The organism is Nocardia sp. NPDC057227 (genome assembly GCF_042669725.1).
Classification (GTDB): domain Bacteria; phylum Actinomycetota; class Actinomycetes; order Mycobacteriales; family Mycobacteriaceae; genus Nocardia; species Nocardia asteroides_A.
The window spans coordinates 106,808-125,505 of record NZ_JBHUXA010000017.1; the positions used below are offsets into that span (position 1 = coordinate 106,808).

18 protein-coding genes are annotated in these 18,698 nt (G+C 72.6%); 13 read left to right on the plus strand and 5 right to left on the minus strand.

The window, feature by feature from the left end; all coding sequences use genetic code 11:
* The first annotated feature begins 15 nt into the window (after positions 1–15).
* From ACFUJ1_RS22995 to ACFUJ1_RS23015, 5 genes are all read left to right on the plus strand, one after another.
* Positions 16–696 carry an energy-coupling factor ABC transporter ATP-binding protein gene (locus ACFUJ1_RS22995; protein WP_378648651.1) on the plus strand — a complete coding sequence of 227 codons (681 nt, stop codon included), beginning with the start codon at positions 16–18 and terminating at the stop codon, positions 694–696.
* Positions 693–1,295, plus strand: coding sequence for an energy-coupling factor transporter transmembrane component T family protein (locus tag ACFUJ1_RS23000; RefSeq protein WP_378648652.1), 603 nt, complete (start codon positions 693–695; stop codon positions 1,293–1,295). Before ACFUJ1_RS22995 ends, ACFUJ1_RS23000 begins: the two co-directional genes overlap by 4 nt.
* Entirely contained in the window at positions 1,288–2,697 is a 1,410-nt protein-coding gene (locus ACFUJ1_RS23005; RefSeq protein WP_378648653.1) for an AMP-binding protein, read from the plus strand. The genes ACFUJ1_RS23000 and ACFUJ1_RS23005 overlap by 8 nt, the downstream gene beginning before the upstream one ends.
* A gap of 53 nt (positions 2,698–2,750) precedes the next feature.
* Positions 2,751–2,897, plus strand: coding sequence for a DUF1059 domain-containing protein (locus ACFUJ1_RS23010; RefSeq protein WP_233017430.1), 147 nt, complete (start codon positions 2,751–2,753; stop codon positions 2,895–2,897).
* A gap of 122 nt (positions 2,898–3,019) precedes the next feature.
* On the plus strand, positions 3,020–3,526 hold the full coding sequence (locus ACFUJ1_RS23015; RefSeq protein WP_378648654.1) for a hypothetical protein: 507 nt from the start codon (positions 3,020–3,022) through the stop codon (positions 3,524–3,526).
* A 6-nt stretch (positions 3,527–3,532) separates the two neighbouring features.
* Here ACFUJ1_RS23015 and ACFUJ1_RS23020 read toward each other — a convergent pair whose 3' ends face one another.
* The 4 genes from ACFUJ1_RS23020 to ACFUJ1_RS23035 all read right to left on the minus strand — a co-directional run bounded on the left by ACFUJ1_RS23020 (position 3,533) and on the right by ACFUJ1_RS23035 (position 7,428).
* Positions 3,533–5,122, minus strand: a complete 1,590-nt coding sequence (locus tag ACFUJ1_RS23020; RefSeq protein ID WP_378648655.1) for a GMC oxidoreductase — start codon at positions 5,120–5,122, stop codon at positions 3,533–3,535.
* Between the two features lie 242 nt (positions 5,123–5,364).
* Positions 5,365–6,552 (minus strand): phosphatidylserine/phosphatidylglycerophosphate/cardiolipin synthase family protein, encoded by a 1,188-nt coding sequence (locus ACFUJ1_RS23025; RefSeq protein WP_378648656.1) that lies wholly within the window; start codon positions 6,550–6,552, stop codon positions 5,365–5,367.
* A gap of 91 nt (positions 6,553–6,643) precedes the next feature.
* Entirely contained in the window at positions 6,644–7,063 is a 420-nt protein-coding gene (locus tag ACFUJ1_RS23030) for a roadblock/LC7 domain-containing protein (RefSeq protein ID WP_378648657.1), read from the minus strand.
* Positions 7,060–7,428, minus strand: a complete 369-nt coding sequence (locus ACFUJ1_RS23035; protein ID WP_233017435.1) for a hypothetical protein — start codon at positions 7,426–7,428, stop codon at positions 7,060–7,062. Before ACFUJ1_RS23035 ends, ACFUJ1_RS23030 begins: the two co-directional genes overlap by 4 nt.
* Before the next feature lie 537 nt (positions 7,429–7,965).
* Here ACFUJ1_RS23035 and ACFUJ1_RS23040 point away from each other — a divergent pair.
* Entirely contained in the window at positions 7,966–9,066 is a 1,101-nt protein-coding gene (locus ACFUJ1_RS23040) for a hypothetical protein (RefSeq protein WP_378648658.1), read from the plus strand.
* Here the strand turns inward: ACFUJ1_RS23040 and ACFUJ1_RS23045 are convergent.
* Positions 9,026–10,036, minus strand: coding sequence for an alpha/beta hydrolase family esterase (locus tag ACFUJ1_RS23045; protein WP_378648659.1), 1,011 nt, complete (start codon positions 10,034–10,036; stop codon positions 9,026–9,028). The two genes, ACFUJ1_RS23040 and ACFUJ1_RS23045, sit on opposite strands and share 41 nt — an antisense overlap.
* Positions 10,037–10,131: 95 nt before the next feature.
* Here ACFUJ1_RS23045 and ACFUJ1_RS23050 point away from each other — a divergent pair, with 95 nt between their 5' ends.
* From ACFUJ1_RS23050 to ACFUJ1_RS23080, 7 genes are all read left to right on the plus strand, one after another.
* Positions 10,132–10,902: a hotdog domain-containing protein gene (locus ACFUJ1_RS23050; protein ID WP_378648660.1), complete on the plus strand. Its 771-nt coding sequence runs from the start codon at positions 10,132–10,134 to the stop codon at positions 10,900–10,902.
* A 110-nt stretch (positions 10,903–11,012) separates the two neighbouring features.
* A complete protein-coding gene (locus ACFUJ1_RS23055) occupies positions 11,013–11,351 on the plus strand; it encodes an L-rhamnose mutarotase (protein ID WP_378648662.1) in 339 nt (112 codons plus the stop codon).
* 55 nt (positions 11,352–11,406) lie between these two features.
* Positions 11,407–12,723, plus strand: a complete 1,317-nt coding sequence (locus ACFUJ1_RS23060) for an MFS transporter (protein ID WP_378648664.1) — start codon at positions 11,407–11,409, stop codon at positions 12,721–12,723.
* A 21-nt stretch (positions 12,724–12,744) separates the two neighbouring features.
* On the plus strand, positions 12,745–13,896 hold the full coding sequence (rhaI, locus tag ACFUJ1_RS23065) for an L-rhamnose isomerase (protein ID WP_378648666.1): 1,152 nt from the start codon (positions 12,745–12,747) through the stop codon (positions 13,894–13,896).
* Positions 13,897–13,929: 33 nt separating this feature from the next.
* Positions 13,930–15,966 carry a bifunctional aldolase/short-chain dehydrogenase gene (locus ACFUJ1_RS23070; RefSeq protein ID WP_378648668.1) on the plus strand — a complete coding sequence of 679 codons (2,037 nt, stop codon included), beginning with the start codon at positions 13,930–13,932 and terminating at the stop codon, positions 15,964–15,966.
* The gene (locus ACFUJ1_RS23075) at positions 15,963–17,408 is read left to right on the plus strand and encodes a rhamnulokinase family protein (RefSeq protein WP_378648670.1); all 1,446 of its coding nucleotides are present in this window, start codon (positions 15,963–15,965) and stop codon (positions 17,406–17,408) included. The genes ACFUJ1_RS23070 and ACFUJ1_RS23075 overlap by 4 nt, the downstream gene beginning before the upstream one ends.
* Complete coding sequence (locus tag ACFUJ1_RS23080; protein ID WP_378648672.1) at positions 17,408–18,655, plus strand: alpha-hydroxy-acid oxidizing protein; 1,248 nt, start codon at positions 17,408–17,410, stop codon at positions 18,653–18,655. Before ACFUJ1_RS23075 ends, ACFUJ1_RS23080 begins: the two co-directional genes overlap by 1 nt.
* Positions 18,656–18,698 lie beyond the last annotated feature (43 nt).

The following is an 18,698-nucleotide window of genomic DNA, read 5'->3' on the forward strand; positions in this document are numbered from 1 at the left end:
CGCAGGGGGCGCAGCGTGAGCGAGATCGTTTTCAGCGGGGTGCGGCACGGGTACGGCGAGCGCGCCGTGCTGCGCGGTATCGATCTGCGGCTCACCGAGCGGCGGATCGGGGTGATCGGCGCGAACGGGTCGGGCAAGTCGACGCTGGCCAGGATGATCAACGGGCTGCTCACCCCGGACGCGGGCACCGTCACCGTCGACGGGCTGGACGTGGCGCGCAAGGGCGGGCAGGTGCGGCGCCGGGTCGGCTTCGTCTTCACCGACCCGGACACCCAGATCATCATGCCGACGGTCGCCGAGGACCTCGCCTTCTCGCTGCGCCGCAGCGGGCTCGGCAAGGCGGAGATCGCCGAGCGGGTGCGCGAGATCCTGGTCCGGTTCGGCCTGCACGAGCACGGCGACCACCCCTCGCACCTGCTCTCCGGCGGGCAGAAGCAGCTGCTCGCGCTCGGCGCGGTGCTCATCCGCCGCCCGGAGGTGATCGTCGCCGACGAGCCGACCACCCTGCTCGACCTGCGCAACACCGGGATCGTCGCCGCCGCCCTCGATGCGGTGGACCAGCAGGTCATCGTGGTGACCCACCAGCTCTCGCTGCTCACCGGCTTCGACCGGGTGGTGGTGATCGACGAGGGCGCGGTGGCGTTCGACGGCCCGCCGGCGGCCGCGATCCCGGCCTATCGGGAGCTGATCGGATGATCGGGCTCTACCGGCCGGGCACCTCCCCGCTGCACCGGCTGCCCGCCGGGGTGAAGCTGGTGCTGCTGCTGGTGAGCATCGTCGCGGCCACCGTTCTCGTGCGGACGCCCGCGCAGGTCGCCATTGCCGGTGCGGTGGTGGTGGCGCTGTACGCGGTGGCCCGGATTCCGGTGCGGGTGGCGCTGGCGCAGCTGCGGCCGGTGTTCTGGATGCTGCTGCTGATCGCGGTGTTCCAGGTGCTCATCACCTCGCCCGCGCGGGCCGCTGTCGTGTGCGGGGTGCTGCTCGTTTCGGTGGCGCTGGCCGCGCTGGTCACGCTGACCACGCGGGTGACCGCCGTGCTGGACGCGGTGACCAGCGGGCTCGCGCCCCTGCACCGGGTCGGGGTGGACACCGAGCGGCTCGGGCTGCTGCTCGCGCTGGCCATCCGGTGCGTGCCGCTGCTCGCCGGGATCGTGCACGACGTCGCCGAGGCGCGGCGGGCGCGCGGGCTGGAGTGGTCGATGACCGCGCTGGTGACGCCGGTGCTGGTGCGCGCGCTGCGCACCGCCGACGCCATGGGGGAGGCGCTCGTTGCGCGCGGGGTCGACGATGACTGAGCTGCTCGCCGCGCGGATCTTCCTGGCGGGGGCGGTGCGGCCGGACGCGGTGGCGGTGCGGGGCGCGGGGGAGGAGGTGGTGTTCCGCGAATTCTTGCACCGGGTGCGGAGTTTTTCGAACGCACTCTCCGGAATGCGGCGGGTGGCGGTGCTGCCCACCTCGGATGTGGAGTCGCTGGTCGCCGTCGTCGGCGCGATGCACGCGGGCGTGAGCGTCGTCCTCCTGCACCGCCACCTCCCCCCGGCCCACCTCGCCCACGCCCTCGCCCTCACCGGCCCCGGCGCCCTCGTCGCCGCGGCATCCCAGCACCGCCGCCTCCGGCGCATGGGCTACGAGGGACAAATCCACACCGCCGCCTCGCTACCCGAGCAGACCTCGCCCCCCGCCGCCCCGCTACCCGAACAGACCTCGCCCCCCGCCCCGGAGACCGAACTCCTCGTCGGCCTCACCTCCGGCACCACCGGCACCCCCAAACTCTTCGTCCGCGACCAGCGCTCCTGGTCCACCACCCTCGACCGCTCCGACAGCACCTTCCCCATCGCCCCCGGCGACACCGTTTCCACCCCGGGCACCCTCGACCACACCCACTTCCTCTACGGCGCCCTGCACGCCCTCACCCGCGGCGCCACCGCCGACCTCCGCCCGGCGCTCACCGCGCTGGAAGCGGGCGCGACCCACCTGTACACCGTCCCCGCCATCGCCGTGGACATCGTGCGCTCCGGCAGCGGCCCCTTCCCGGCCGTCCGCCAGGTCCTCTCCTCGGCCGCCCGCTGGCCCCGCACCGCCCGCGCGGCCCTGCGGAGTGTCCTCCCGAACGCCGAGATCACCCACTTCTACGGCGCCTCCGAACTCAGCTTCGTCGCCGCCGACCACGGCCTCGGCGCCCCGGACGACACCGCCGCGGGCGAACTCTTCGACGGCGTCGACGCCGAGATCCGCGACGGCCTCGTGCACATCCGCAGCGACATGCTCTTCACCGGCTACCTCACCGAGCACGGCATCACCGGCGGGCCGGACGACGGCTGGTGCACCGTCGGCGACCGCGGCGCGCTGCACAGCCGTCACCTGCACCTGCACGGCCGCGCGAGCGAGATGCTGATCCGCGGCGGCCTCAATGTCGAACCGGCCGAGGTCGAGTCGGCGCTCACCGCGCTGCCCGGCGTCCTCGAGGCCGCCTGCGTCGCCCTGCCCGACCCGCGCATGGGCGAGGTCCCCGCCGCCGCGATCGTGGTCACCGCGGACGCCCCCGCCGCGGCCGAGCTCCGCGCCCGCCTCCGCGAAACCCTCCCGGCCCCGGCCGTTCCGGTCCGCATCCTGCGCCTGCCCGCCCTCCCGCGCACCCCGCGCGGCAAGGTCGACCGCGCCGCCGTCCGCGTCCTGCTGGCCGCCGCGCTCGATTGAACGCGGCACGCGGTAGTTTCGTTCTCGGGAACCGTCACGAGAAGGAGACGACAGTGAAAACCAGACTCAACTGCCCCTGCGGCGAGACCATCGCGGGAACCGACGAGGACGAGCTGGTGACCAAGACCCAGGTGCACCTGAAGGAGAACCACCCCGGCCACGAGTACTCCAGGGAAGAGATCCTCTTCATCGCGTACTGACCGGGGCCGCCGCGTGCCCCGCTCCGCCGCGCATTCCGCCGCACCGAAAGGTGGTACCGCCGTACTATGACGCGGCACCCGGCCGCGGTCCGGTGGGGTGTGCGGCGGAGAGGGGTATGTGCGTGAGGTCGAGACTGTTGGCGATCGCGGCGGGCGCGGCCGTTCTGCTGACCGGCTGCGGCAGCTCCGCATCCGACCCGGCGCTGGTGAGTTCGCCGACCCCCGCGCTCGGCGGCGGCTTCGGCGGGATCCCGGCCGCGGGCACGCACGACCCGGGGGACGTGGTCACCGATCCGGCGTCCGGGCTGCGCATCGCCATCACCAGGGTGGAGGCGGTCTCCAGCATCTCCGGCACCGTCACCGTGCTGCACTTCCGCTTCGAGAACCCGGGGCGTGACCCGCTGCCCGCGCGCGGCTGGACCGCCCCGGTGCTCACCTACGGCCCGTCGGACATGCCCGCGGCGCACGTGGTCTCGGTCTCCGAGGGGTACGGCGCCGAGGTGCCCGGCGCACTCGCGCCGGGCACCGGCCAGGAATTGAAGCACGCCTACCGGGTGAACCGGGGCGATCTGACGTCGGCCCGGGTGAGCGCAGGCGCCGTGATCTGGGACGGCGACTTCACCCGCTGACCGCGGTCAGATGACGCTGCCGACGTCCTGCGCGACCAGGTTGTCCAGCGCCCGCTCGGCGACGGCCGCGATGGTCATCGACGGGTTGCAGGCGGCGGTGTTGCCCGGCATGAGGGCGCCGTCAAGCACGTAGAGCCCGCGCTGGCCGAGCACCCGGCCGTTCAGATCGCAGACCGACCCCATGCTCGCGCCGCCGAGCGGGTGCCAGGTGGACGGGAATACCAGGTTGGTGTCGATCAGCAGGCCGTCCGGCCCGGCGATCTTCTGCGCGGCCGGGCCGATGTGGCCGGTCTGCACGACGCTGTCGCCCTCGTGCGGCCAGCGCAGCACCGCGTCGTCCTTGGCGCTGTCGTAGACGAACCGGCCGCGCCCGGCGCTCGCGCCGTAGCCGACCATCACGGTGCTCTGCGCGTTCAGCGAGAGCGGCGGGATGGAGGCCTGGATGAGGGTGTGCGCGTGCTGCGGGTCGGCCCAGTTCTTGCTGCCGAAGACCACCGGGCCGCCCTGCGGCGCACCGAATTCCGCGGAGGGGTCGGTCCACAGGTAGATCCGGTCGGCGTTGCTGCCCCAGTTGCCGCCGAGCTCGTCCGGCAGATCCGGGATCAGCCCCTTGGCGCCCGCCCGCATGAGCAGCCGGGTGGTGTTCATGGTGCCCGCCGCCATGATCAGCGTGGTGGTGGTGAGGATCTTCTGCTCCTGCACCGCGCCGGTGCTGTCCAGGCGCTGCACGTGCACGGTCCAGCGGCCGTCGCCCGCCCGCTCGACCTCGGTGACCTCGTGCAGCGTTCGCACGTCCACCAGCCCGGTGGCCTCGGCCTGGGCGATGTAGGTGACGTCGACGGTGTGCTTGCCGCCGTTGTTCACGCCCATCGCGCCGTCGCCGTTGGTGTAGGAGGCCTTCATCTCGCCGCGGTGCTCGGCCATCGCGAAGTCCCAGTCGATCGGCATCGGGATCTTCGACACCGGAAGCCCGGCGCGCGCGGCCCGCTCGGCGAAGACCCGGGCCGCGCGGTAGTTCTCGGTGGCGACGAGTTCGTCCGGAGCCACGGCGAGCCCGAGCATCTTCGCGACCCGCGGGTAGTGCACCCGGTCCATCCGCGCCCAGTCCAGCTCCTGCGGGAACCAGGTGTTGAAGACCGCCTCGTCCGGCTGCAGCGACATGCCCTGGTAGACCAGCGAGCCGCCGCCGAGCCCGGCCGCGCAGAGCGCCGTCATGTTCTCGCCGACCACCGCCTCCACCAGGCCGGTGTACGGCTCGAAGACCAGCGGGGTGCCGAAGAGGTTCGGGCTGGAGCGGTACCAGAGCACCCGCTTGTCCAGGTTCGACGCCCGCGGGAAGGTCTCCGCGTTCGGGCCGGTCGGCCAGCGCAGGCCGCGCTCGAGCACGGTGACCGGCACCCCGGCCTGCGCGAGCCGCAGGGCGCTCACCCCGCCGCCGAACCCGGAGCCGACCACGACCACCCGGTGCTCTTCCCGGGTGAGCGGCACACCGTTGACCCGGGCGGCGATCGGGGCGGCGATCGACCCGGCACCGGCGAGCACGGCGCCCGCGGCGACGGCCCCGGTCAACAGCGACCGGCGCGAGATTGCTGACATGTCCCACCTTCGGGATGTGGAGTTGAACCGGACAGTGTTGTCCGGTAGCCGAAGTCTGGGCGAGCGCTCCTGTCGCGTCAATCGGACCGGCCGGACGCCGATCGGCCGAGCCGCGCGGTGTCCGCGCGCCCGGCGATCACCGGCGGTGCGTCTGCGCAGGGCGGAACCCTCCGGAAAGCGTGCACGCGGGAATGATAACCCGGTTATCGAGAGGTTGACCGAAAAGGTGCAGAAATGTCTCGCTACAGGAAGCGGCGGATCGGCTGCACCGCGAACTCCCTGGCCCGCTGCGCCGCGGAGCGCCGCTTCCAACGCCCCTCGCGGATCCGCGCGGACTTCGCGACGTCCTCGTCGAAGTGCCCGTCCAGGGTGGCGCAGAACTCCGGGTCGAGCACCGCGAGCATGACCTCTTCGTCGTGGTCCAGCGAGCGCCGGTTGAAGTTGGTCGAGCCGACCAGGCTGGCGATCCCGTCCACCGTGATGATCTTGGCGTGCATCATCGTCGGCTGGTACTGGTGGATGACGACGCCGCACTCCAGCAGGTCCTCGTAGAAGTGCTGGCCGGCCAGCTGGCAGACGCGCTTGTCGGTGTGCGGGCCGGGCAGCAGGATCTCCACCTCCACCCCGCGCCGCGCGGCGGCGCAGAGCAGCTCGATGAAGTAGGCGTCCGGCGCGAAGTAGGCCGTCGCGAGCCGGAACCGGATCTCGGCGGATTCGATCATCACCCGGAGCAGCGTCTGCATGTCCTGCCAGCCGACGCTGGCCGAGCCGCGCACCACCTGGACGACGGCGTCGCCCTGCGGCTGCAGCTCCACGAAGCGGTCGTGCTCGTCGAAGAGCTCGTCGTGGCACTCGGCCCAGCCCTGCGCGAAGGCGGCCGCCATGCCGTCCACCGCCGGGCCGCGCACCTCGACGTGGGTGTCCCGCCACTCGTCCTCGGTGCGGGCGTCGCCGCACCACTCCTGGGCGATCCCGACGCCGCCGGTGAAGCCGATCTCCTCGTCCACCACCAGCACCTTCCGGTGGCAGCGGTGGTTCTGCTTGAACGGCGAGATGTAGACCGGCTTGCGGAACCAGGCGATCCGCACCCCGGCGTCGGTCATCAGGTCGAGCAGGTCCTTCTCGATCAGCCTGCTGCCGAAGCCGTCGAGCAGCAGCCGCACCCGCACGCCCGTGCGCGCCCGCTCGGCCAGCGCGTGCGCGAACTGGCTCGCGATATCGCCCTTCCAGTACACGAAGGTCATCATGTCGACGGTGTGCTCGGCGGCGCCGATGCGCTCGAGCATGGCCGGGAAGATCTCGTCGCCGTTGCGCAGCGCGGTCAGCGCGTTGCCCTCGGAGGCGGCGATGCCGATCAGCCGCTCCAGCCGCCGCCGCAGCGCGACGGTGCGCTCGGCGGTGCCTGCGGGGGTCTTGGTGGCCTCGGACATGTTCGCTCCTTCGCCGGTACGCGCACGACCGATACCCGCCCTGTCCGGCTCGGGCGGGTACCGATCGGTAACTGTAGTGGCCCCGCGCCGGTCAGGCGTCGGGAGCCTGCAGAAGGGCGAGCACCCGCTTGGCCGCGGCGTTGAACCGGCCCATCGTCACCGCGGGCCCACTCGCCACGACCAGCAGCAACGTGGCGGAGACCGGGAACACCCCGACGCAGCCCCGCTCGGCCTCGAAGACCGAGGCGTGCAGCCTGCCCTGCCGCACCAGGGTGGTGAAGTGGTCGCCGATGCCGGAGGCGGCGGCCGCCATGGCCGAGCCGCGCGCGGCGAGGGTGTCGGTGCCCGGCGGGCCGTCCGCGTCCCGGTTCGCCGCGATCACCAGACCGTCCCGCGTCGTCATGATCGCGTGCGCGACGTCGTCGATCTCCTCCACCGCGCGCTGCAGCAGCTTCCCCGCCACCGCCGGATCGCGCAGCGCGACCTCCACCCGTTCGACGGGTCGGCTCATACCCGGACCGCTTGCTCGATGCGCCGCAGCTGGTGCCTGGCCAGCGCGAGGTTCGCGCGGCCGCGGTCGAGCGCCAGGTAGAGGAAGAGCTCCTCGCCGTCGGCATTGCGCAGCGGCATGATGATGTGGAACTGCTGGCCGAGCGTGACCAGGATGTCCTGCACCTCGTCGCCGAGCTGCAGCGCCTCGACGGCCCGCAGCTTGGCCCGCAGCACCTCGGTGTTCAGCGCGCCCGCCATGTCCAGGTCGAACATATTGTGCCCGCCCTGCTTGGCGAGCAGCATGCCGCTCCGGAGATCGACCAGCGCGATCCCGATCGCGCCGTCCACGCTCATTCCGTCGCGCAGCGCTTCTTCCAGCTTCATATCGCACTTTCCCGCCCCGCGAACAACCCCGCCCCGACGGAGGGTGCGCATCCGCACACGCGGAACTACCTGTCTCGAATCGAATATTCAACCGTGCCAACAGAACAGCCGGTCTTGCCGCCGTTCGGCAGCGACAGTCTAGCAACGCCGTTCGGGCGCAACCACCGGGCGCGGGCCGTCCGTGCGCGAGGTTGCGAACCCGCCCGCGAAAGCCGCGCGGGCCTGGCCGGGGGACGGGTGATTCTGCCAGCGCCGCACAGCGGGGACGAGTCCCAATTCCGGGCTTCCGGCGAGTTCGCGCGAAGGCTGGCGAATTCGGGCAACATTGCGCCGAGCCACGCGCACAATTGCGAATGCGAATTCGAGATCGCATCGTCCGGAAGTATTCGCCCCGGTGCGAACGGGGTCGAATCGACGGCCCGGGATGTTCCGTCCGGAATTCCGGGCAACGGTGGGCGCCCTCGGCGGTGTGTCCGCCCGGATTCCGGCGGCGGCTGCGGGAGGCTGGGAGCGGCGGGGCAGGTGGAAGGAGTGCCGATGGCGACGAGTTCCCGGGTGTTGCGCAGCGCGTGGGGCAACTCCAGCGCCGAGGCGTTCCTCATCGTGGCGATCGCGACGATCCTGATCACAAGGCTCTACCTGGAGCTGACCGGGTATCCGCAGGTCGGCGGCAAGAGCCTGCACATCGCGCACGCGCTCTACGGCGGCGCGGCGATGGCGGTGGCGCTGCTGCTCGGCTGGCTCTTCCTCGGCTCCGGCGTGCGCGGCTTCGCGGTGCTGCTCGGCGGCATCGGCTTCGGGCTCTTCCTGGACGAGGTCGGCAAGTTCGTCACCAAGGACAACGACTACTTCTACGGCCCCGCCGCGGAGATCATGTACATCTCGGTGGTCGTGCTGCTGGTGGCGAGCAGGCTGACCAGGGAGCTGCGCACCCCGACCCGCGACGAGTACCTCGGCAACGCCGCCGCGGTCGCCGCCGACGGCCTGGTCCGCGGGCTGCCCCCGCATCGCCGCACCGCCGCGCTGCTCATGCTGGACAGCGCCGCCGAGCTCGGCGCCGACCCGGCCGACGTCACCGGGGTCCGCGCGCTGCTGGAGCGCGCCGCGCACAGGGACGACCGGCTGCGCGCGCTGCGGCTGCGCGCCGCCGCGTTCATTCCCGGCTGGGCGGGCGGGCCGTGGCCGGTGTGGATCCTCGGCTGGCTGCTGGTCTTCTCCGCCTTCGTCACCGTCGGCTTCGGCATCGCCCAGCTCGTCACCGGCGGGCTGCAACTCCAGGACCGCTCCTACGAGCTCGAGCTGGACCGGATGACCGTCTCCGGCGGCATCCTCTTCGTCAGCGCGCTGGTCACGCTGGCGCTGGCGCTGCCCGCGATGCTGCGCGCCCGCCGCGACGGCCCGCTCTGGCCGCTGCGGCTGCTGCGGATCGCGGCACTGGTCTACACCATGCTGAACGCCCTGGTCGACTTCGCCACCGAGGGGTTCGGCGCGCTCACCAATGTCGCGCTCGGGCTGCTCACCATGGCGTTCATCTCGCGCCGGATCGCGGTGCGGTACGCCGAGCTCGTCGGGGCGGCGGACGAGCTCGGCGAGCCGGTCAGGCGGGCAGTGGATGCGCCTGGAAGAAATCCCAGATGATCGGGGTCGCCGCGATCGACGGCGTGTCCTTGCCGACGAACGGCTCGGGGAAGGGCACTTTGCTGCCCGGCCACACGTGCCCGCCGCCGGTGATCGACCAGAACTCCACCGAGCCGTCGGCCGGGCAGCTGTACCGGTAGCGCACCACGTCCGGCGCGACCTGCTCGACGGCGGGGTTCGCGGCGCAGCCGTTGCGCGCGGCCCAGGCGGCGGCGTTGTCCGGGATGCTCCGCGGCGCCGGGCCGTTCGGCCCCCGGTCCTTGTCCTGCGGGTTGGCCGAGCCGGTGCCGTCGGTGCGTGGGAGCAGCCTGGCGTTCGGGCCCGCGCCGCCGCCGTAGGCCACGATCGGATCGTCGGTGCCGTGGAAGGCGAGCACCGGCACCGGCCGCGTCGTCGCGCACCACTCGAAGTCCTGCAACCCCGCCACCGGTGCCACCGCGGCGATCCGGTCGGAGAGCCTGCAGGCCAGCGCGGAGCTGGTGAAGGCGCCCATGGAGAGCCCGGTGACGTAGATCCGCCTGGTGTCGACGCAGAGCGCCGCCTGGGCGTCGTCGAGCACGCCGGTGAGCCAGTCGATGTCGGCGCCGCCCGGCTGGAAGTTCCAGCGCGGCGGCCCCGGCTCGTCGATCTGCGGGGTGACGGTGGCGTACCCGCGCTGCAGCCCGTACTCGCCGACCCCGCTGCTCCTGGTCTGGATCTCGGCCGGCTCCAGGTAGCCGTGCAGGTCGACGACGAGCGGGTACGGCCCGGGGGTGGCGGGGACGTCGCGCAGGTAGAAGCCGGAGCGGCCGGCCCCGGTGTAGGTCTGGGTGGTGTGGCCCGCGGCGGCGGCGGGGATCGCGCACCCGGCGGACGGCACCGCGCCGGGGTCGGCCCCCGCAGCGGCGGGAACGGCGGCCGGCGCGGCGAGCAGCGCCATTGTGGCGGCGACGGCGCCGAGCACCCGGCCGGGAATCACTCTCTGGAACACCCGGCCATGCTCTCACCCGGGAGGCCGCCACCCCCCTCGAAACAGTTATTCTCTAGTATGAGAATGGCATTATCGGACACGCGGCGGGAGATGCGATGACGGTGGACAGCAGGCTGGAGGAGCGCGGCCACATCCTGCGCGAACTGGGCTTTGCCACGCGCCGGGCCGGCGACGAGCTGCACGGCGCCGCGGAGATCACCCCGGAGATGCACGTGCCAGGCACCGAGCATCTGCGCACCTCGGTCCTCGTCACCTGGGCCGACACCCTCGCCGGGCTGCTCGCCTCGCTGGTCATGGGTCCGCGCGTGCCGGTCACCCTCGAGCTCGACATCCACCTGCACGGCCCGGCGCCTGCGGCGGGGCGGGTGGCGGCCGTCGGCCGGACGGTCAAGGTCGGGCGCTCGGTCTTCGTCGCCGAGCTCGACTTCAGCGTCGACGGCGAGCCGATCGCCGTGGCAGGCGCCTCCTTCATGGTCGCGCCGGACCCGGGCGTCACGCTCCCGGACCGGCTCAGCGTCGAGATGCCCGCCGGCACCGACCGGCTGCGCATCCCGCTGGCGGAGCGCGCGCAGTGCGTCCGCACGGGTCCGGGCGTCGCGGTGCTGCCGCGGACGCCGGAGGGGCTCAATGCCTCCGACACCGTGAACGGCGGGCTGCTCGCGCTGGTCGCCGAGGAGGCGGTGCTCTCGCTCGCGCCCGGCGCCACACTCGGCTTCCTCGGGCTGCGCTACCTGCTCGGCGCCAGGGTCGGGCCGGTCACCGCGACCGCGCGCAAACACGGCGAGCTGGCCCGGGTGCAGGTCAGGGATACCGGCAACGACGACCGGATCACCACGCTCGCCACCGCCCGGACCTTCGGCGGCTGAGCGCGCAGCTACCTGTTGACCGGACCACAGTGTGGGGCGTACGGTGACTGCACTCACAGATTGAAACGTTTCAATCTGTGCCGGTTCAACGACGAGGCGGATCAACCCCGATGCCGGACACCACCGAACGCGTCTGCTTCCTGCTGGCCCTGCGCCCGGAGCGGATCGACGACTACCTGGCGGCGCATGAGACCGTGTGGCCGGAGATGCTCGACGCGCTGCGCGCCGCGGGCTGGCGCAACTACTCGCTGTTCCTGCGACCGGAGGACGGCATGGTGGTCGGTTACCTGGAGTCGCCCGACTTCGAGCGGGCGCGATCCGCCATGGCGGCGACCGCGGTGAACACCCGCTGGCAGTCCGCCATGGCCGAGTACTTCCGGCCGGTGTCGAGCACCTCCCGCCCGGACGAGGCGCTGCACCGGCTCACCGAGTACTTCCACCTCGCCTGAGCCCCCCGAACCCCCCAACGAACAACCCCCACACTCCGCACCCCCGAGGAACACCATGAAGGTAGGCGCTCGCTCCACCACCGGGTGGAAGGCGACCATCTCCGTCGCGATGTCCAACTACATCGAGGCCGGCTCCATCATCGCCATCGCCACCAGCCTCGCCTTCTGGCAGGAGGCCTTCGGCATCAGCAACTTCGCCGTCGGCCTGCTGGCCGCGCTCTCCGCCAACGCCTTCGGCGCGGCGATCGGCGCAGGCATCGGCGGGCCGCTCTGCGACCGCTACGGCCGCAAGGCCATCTACACCTACGACCTGCTGGTCTACATGGCCGGCGTGCTGCTCGCGGCCTTCGCGGTGAACTTCGGCATGCTGCTGGCGGCCTTCGTGATCACCGGCATCGCGGTCGGCGCCGGCGTCCCCGCCTCCTGGACCTACATCGCCGAGCAGGCGCCGAGCACCGCGCGCGCCAGGCACGTCGGCACCGCCCAGCTGGCCTGGTCGGTCGGCCCGCTGATCGGCTTCGCGCTGGCCGCGGCGCTGGCTCCGCTGGAGCTGCTCGGCTCGCGGCTGATCTTCCTGCACCTGTTCGTGGTCGCCGCCGTGGTCTGGTGGATCCGGCAGGGGCTCGCCGAGTCGCAGATCTGGAAGGACGAGACCGGCTCCGGCACCGGCGCGGCCACCGAGGCCACCACCGGCGGCCAGGGCATGCGCGGGCTCTTCTCCCGGCGGATCAACATCACCGCGCTGCTCGTGCTGATCGGCATCTACGGCTTCTGGAACACCGTCGCGGGCCAGGCGGGGATCTTCATGCCCCGGGTCTACGACAGCGCGGGCGTGCACAGCGCCGTCCAGCAGAACCTGCTCCAGGTGCTGGTCTGGGGCTGCACCGTGGCCGCCACCTACTTCGGCTTCATGGCCTACGCGGACCGGGTCTCGCAGCGCAAGCTCTACATCTTCGGCGCCGCGCTCGGCATCCTGGCCTGGTGCGTGCTGGTGTTCTTCACCGACGCGGGCATGCCGACGCTGCTGATCTTCGCGGTGCTCTGGGGCATCTCAAGCGGCATCGGCGCCCAGGCCTTCTACAGCCTGTGGACCAGCGAACTCTTCGCCACCCCGTACCGGGCCAGCGCGCAGGGCTTCATGTTCTTCGTCGTCCGCTCGGCCACCGGCCTGCTCAGCTACTTCTTCCCGACCCTGCTCGCCGCCACCGGGCTCACCGCGGTGGGGCTGCTGCTGGTCGGGCTGCTCACCGTCGCACTGGTCATCGGCGCGGCCTTCGCGCCGAAGACGCAGGGCAAGACGCTGCGCGAGATCGAGACCGAGCGCTACGGCGCCCCGGTCGCCGCGGCCGAGCCGCGCACCCCGGTGGCCTGAGCCCCCGAGAAAGGAAGCATCATGTCCGTCGATACCGCGCTGCGGAATCTCGCGATCGAGCTGCCCTCCTGGGCCTTCGGCAACTCCGGCACCCGCTTCAAGGTGTTCGGCACGCCGGGCACCGCGCGCACCGTGCGGGAGAAGATCGCCGACGCCGCCACCGTGCACCGGCTCACCGGCCTCGCGCCCGCCGTCGCGCTGCACATCCCGTGGGACGCCGTCGACGACTACGCCGAGCTCGGCCGGTACGCGGGCGAGCTCGGGGTCCGGCTCGGCACCGTCAACTCGAACACCTTCCAGGACGACGACTACAAGCTCGGCAGCCTGACCCACACCGACAAGCGGATTCGGCAGAAGGCGATCGACCACCACCTCGACTGCCTGGAGATCATGGAGCGCACCGGCTCCCGCGATCTCAAGATCTGGCTCGCCGACGGCACCAACTACCCCGGCCAGGGCGACATCAGGGCCAGGCAGGACCGGCTCGCCGAGTCGCTGGCCACCATCTACCAGCACGTCGGCGACGGCAGGCGGATGGTGCTGGAGTACAAGTTCTTCGAACCGGCCATGTACATGACCGACGTGCCGGACTGGGGGACCGCCTACACCCAGGTGAGCGCGCTGGGGGAGCGGGCGGTGGTCTGCCTGGACACCGGCCACCACGCGCCGGGCACCAATATCGAGTTCATCGTGGCGCAGCTGCTCCGCCTGGGAAAGCTCGGCTCGTTCGACTTCAACTCGCGCTTCTACGCCGACGACGACCTGATCGTCGGCGCGGCCGACCCGTTCCAGCTCTTCCGCATCCTCTTCGAGGTGCTGCGCGGCGGCGCGCTGGAGCCGGACTCCGGGGTCGCGCTGATGCTCGACCAGTGCCACAACATCGAGGACAAGATCCCCGGGCAGCTCCGCTCGGTGCTCAACGTCCAGGAGATGACGGCGCGGGTGGCGCTGGTCGACCTCGACGCGCTCGCCGCCGCGCAGGAGTCCGGTGACGTGCTCGGCGCCAACGCCGTCTTCATGGACGCCTTCTACACCGACGTCCGGCCGCGGCTGGCGGCCTGGCGGGCCGAGCGCGGCCTGCCGGAGGACCCGATGGCCGCCTACGCCGGCTCCGGGCAGCAGGAGCGGCTCGCCGCCGAGCGCACCGGGGCCGCCGCCTCCTGGGGCGCCTGACCACACCCACACCGAAACGAGGAACCACCTGCCATGACCCACCCCACGGTCGCGGAACTGATCGCCAGGTCGAACCGGCTCGGCGCCGACCCGAAGAACACCAACTACGCGGGCGGCAACACCTCCGCCAAGGGCACCGGCACCGACCCGGTCACCGGCGAACCCGTCGAGCTGCTGTGGGTCAAGGGCTCCGGCGGCGACCTCGGCACGCTCACCGAGCCGGGGCTCGCGGTGCTCCGGCTGGATCGGCTGCGCGCCCTGACCGGCGTCTACCCGGGCGTCGAGCGCGAGGACGAGATGGTCGCCGCCTTCGACTACACCCTGCACGGCAAGGGCGGCGCCGCCCCCTCCATCGACACCGCCATGCACGGCCTGGTCGAGGCGGCGCACGTCGACCACCTGCACCCGGACTCCGGCATCGCGCTCGCCACCGCGGTGGACGGCCCGGAGCTGACCGAGAAGATCTTCGGCGACCGGGTGGTCTGGGTGCCGTGGCGGCGCCCCGGCTTCCAGCTCGGGCTCGACATCGCCGAGCTGCGCAGGGCCAACCCGCAGGCCATCGGCACCATCCTCGGCGGCCACGGCATCACCGCGTGGGGCGAGACCTCGGCCGAGGCCGAGGCGCACTCGCTGGAGATCATCCGGACCATCGAGGGGTTCCTCGCCGCCAACGGCAAGGCCGAGCCCTTCGGCCCCGCGCTGCCCGGCTACGCGGCGCTGCCCGAGCCGGAGCGCCGGGCGCGGGCCGCCGCGCTGGCGCCCTTCCTGCGCGGGCTCGCCTCCACCGACCGCCGCCAGGTCGGGCACTTCACCGACACCGGCCCGGTGCTGGACTTCCTCGCCCGCGCCGAACACCCCCGGCTCGCCGCGCTCGGCACCAGCTGCCCGGACCACTTCCTGCGCACCAAGGTCGCGCCGCTGGTGCTCGACCTGCCCGCCGACGCCCCGCTGGATCGGGTGCGGGAGCGGCTCACCGAGCTGCACGCGGCGTACCGGGCCGAGTACCGCGCCTATTACGAGCGGCACGCCACCCCGGACTCGCCCGCGCTGCGCGGCGCCGACCCGGCCATCGTGCTCGTCCCCGGCGTCGGCATGTTCAGCTACGGCGCGGACAAGCAGACCGCGCGGGTGGCGGGCGAGTTCTACCTGAACGCGATCAACGTCATGCGCGGCGCCGAGTCGGTCTCCCGGTACCAGCCGATCGACGAGGCGGAGAAGTTCCGCATCGAGTACTGGGCGCTGGAGGAGGCCAAGCTGGCGCGGCGCCCGGCGCCGAAGCCGCTGGCGGGCCGGATCGCGCTGGTCACCGGTGCGGCGTCGGGGATAGGCAGGGCCATCGCGCGGCGGCTGGCCGCCGAGGGCGCCTGCGTGGTGGTCGCGGATCGGGACGCGGCGAAGGCCGCCGAGGTCGCGGCCGAGCTGGGCTCGGCCGACGTGGCGATCGGCTTCGGCGCCGACGTCACCGACGAGGGGCAGGTCCAGGCCGCGGTGGACGCCGCGGTGCTCGCCTTCGGCGGCCTGGACCTGGTCGTCAACAATGCCGGGCTCTCGCTCTCGAAGTCGCTGCTGGAGACCAGCGCCGCCGACTGGGACCTGCAGCACGACGTCATGGCCAAGGGCTCGTTCCTGGTGTCCAAGGCGGCGGCGCGGGCGCTCATCGACCAGAAGCTGGGCGGTGACATCCTCTACATCTCGTCCAAGAACTCGGTCTTCGCCGGGCCGAACAACATCGCCTACTCCGCGGCGAAGGCTGATCAGGCGCACCAGGTCCGGCTGCTCGCGGCCGAGCTGGGCGAGCACGGGGTCAAGGTGAACGGCATCAACCCGGACGGGGTGGTGCGCGGCTCCGGCATCTTCGCCGGCGGCTGGGGCGCGCAGCGCGCCGCCGTCTACGGGGTCGAGGAGTCCGAGCTGGGCGCCTTCTACGCGCAGCGCACCCTGCTCAAGCGCGAGGTGCTGCCCGAGCACATCGCCAATGCCGCGTTCGCACTCTGCGGCGCCGACTTCTCGCACACCACCGGGCTGCACGTGCCGGTCGACGCCGGGGTCGCCGCGGCGTTCCTGCGATGACCGGCGCGGTCGCCGCCGTCGATCTCGGCGCCACCAGCGGACGGGTCATGCTCGCCGGGGTCGGGCCCGGCCGGATCGAGATGCGGCAGGTCGCCCGATTCGGCAACGACCCGCTGCCGCTCTGGCACGGGGACCGGGCGGCGTTGCACTGGGACCTGCCCGGGCTGTACCGCGAGGTCGGGCGCGGGCTGGCCGCGGCCGCGCGGCTGGAGCCGGGGCTGCTCGGCGCCGGAATCGATTCCTGGGCGGTGGATTACGGCCTGCTGCGCCGCGGCGCGCTGATGAACCTGCCGTACCACTACCGCGACACCCGCACCGCCGCGGGCGTCGAGGCGGTGCACGCCGTCGTGGACCAGGCCGGGCTGTACCGCCGCAACGGCCTGCAGTTCCTGCCCTTCACCACGGTGTACCAGCTCGCGGCCGAGAAACTCGCGGGCACACTGGATGCCGCCGACGCGGCGCTGCTCGTCCCCGACCTGCTCGGCTACTGGCTCACCGGAGCACAGGTCACCGAGCGGACCAATGCCTCCACCACCGGCCTGCTCGGGCTGGACGGCACCTGGGACACCGAGCTGCGCACCCGGCTCGGGCTGCCCGCGCTCTTCCCGGACGTGGTCGACCCGGGCACCCCGCTCGGCCCGGTCCTGCCGACGGTCGCGGCCACGTTCGGGCTCGACCCCGGCTTCACGCTGAGCACCGTCGCCTCGCACGACACCGCCTCCGCGGTCGCCGCGGTGCCCATGGCACCGGACGCCGCCGCCTACATCTCCTGCGGCACCTGGGGGCTGGTCGGCGTCGAGCTGCCCGCCCCGCTGGTCGGCGCGGCGGGCCGGGCCGCCAACTTCACCAACGAGCGCGGGCTGGACGGCCGCACCCGCTACCTGCGCAATGTCATGGGGTTGTGGCTGCTCAGCGAGTCGATGCGGCACTGGCAGCGCACCGGCACCGGCGCCGACCTGGCCCGGCTGCTCACCGCCGCGGCCCAGGCGCCCGCGCCCGCCGCCACCTTCGACGTCGACGACCCGGTCTTCGGCACCCCCGGCGACATACCCGGCCGGATCGCCGAGTGGTACGCCGCGCGCGGCCTCGAGGTCCCCGATGGCCCGGTCGCGATGGTGCGGGCCATCGTGGAGAGCCTCGCCGCCGCCTTCGCCACCGGCGTCCGCACCGCCGCCGAGCTCACCGGCACCCCGGTGCGCAGCATCCACCTGGTCGGCGGGGGAGCGCGGAACACGCTGCTCTGCGCCCTGCTCGCCGACCACGCCGGGGTGCCGGTGCTCGCCGGACCCGTCGAGGCGACCTCGCTCGGCAACATACTGGTGCAGGCCCGCACGCACGGGCTGCTGCACGGCGATGTGGACGCGCTGCGGGCCGAGGTGGCCGCCGCGTTCCCGCCGCGCCGCTACCCGCCCCGCACCGAACCCGTCAGGAAGGCAGGCTGATGAAACGACAGCTCCCCAGGCCGCGCGATCTCGCGCCGCTCATGCGGTTCAAGAAGCCGCAGTTCGGTGCGGAGCGGCGACTGGCGGCCGCGCTCACCATCGAGGACCTGCGCCGGATCGCCGAGCGCCGCACCCCGCGCGCCGTCTTCGACTACACCGACGGCGCCGCCGAGGCGGAGATCTCGCTGGACCGCGCCCGGCAGGCTTTCCGAGACATCGAGTTCCACCCGGCCATCCTGCGCGACGTCGCCAAGGTGACCACCGGCTGGGACGTCCTCGGCGCCCCGGTCGCGCTGCCCTTCGGCATCGCACCGACCGGCTTCACCCGCATGATGCAGACCGAGGGCGAGTACGCCGGGGCCAGGGTGGCGGGCCGCTCCGGCATCCCGTTCTCGCTCTCCACCATGGGCACCGCCGCCATCGAGGACGTGGCCGCCGCCAACCCGCACGGCCGCAACTGGTTCCAGCTCTACATGTGGAAGGACCGGGAGCGCTCGATGGCCCTGGTCGAGCGCGCCGCCGCCGCCGGGTACGACACCCTGCTGGTGACCGTCGACGTCCCGGTGGCGGGCGCGCGGCTGCGCGACACCCGCAACGGCATGTCCATCCCGCCCGCGCTCACCCCCGCCACCGTGCTCGACGCGCTGCCCCGGCCGCGCTGGTGGATCGACTTCCTCACCACCGAGCCGCTGGCCTTCGCCTCGCTCGACCGCTGGTCCGGCACGGTCGCCGAGCTGCTCGACTCCATGTTCGACCCCACCGTGACCTTCGAGGACCTGGCCTGGATCAAGGAGCAATGGCCGGGGAAGCTCGTGGTCAAGGGCATCCAGACGCTCGCCGACGCCCGCGCGGTCGTCGACGTCGGGGTGGACGGCCTGGTGCTCTCCAATCACGGTGGGCGCCAGCTCGACCGCGCGCCGATCCCCTTCCACCTGCTGCCCGAGGTCGCCCGCGAGCTGGGCCGCGACACCGAAGTCATCCTGGACACCGGCATCATGTCCGGCGCCGACATCGTCGCCTCGATCGCGCTCGGTGCCCGCTTCACCCTGATCGGCCGGGCCTACCTGTACGGCCTCATGGCGGGCGGCGAGGCCGGGGTCGAGCGCGCGGTGCAGATCCTGGCCGGGCAGGTGGAGCGGACCATGCGGCTGCTCGGGGTGCGCAGCCTGGAGGAGCTGGAGCCGCGGCACGTCACCCAGCTGACCAGACTTGCCCCGCGCCCGGTGGCGGATCAAGATCGGGGGTGAGCAGTTCGGGCGCGGTGCCCGCACCGGAACGGAGGAGGCGCGA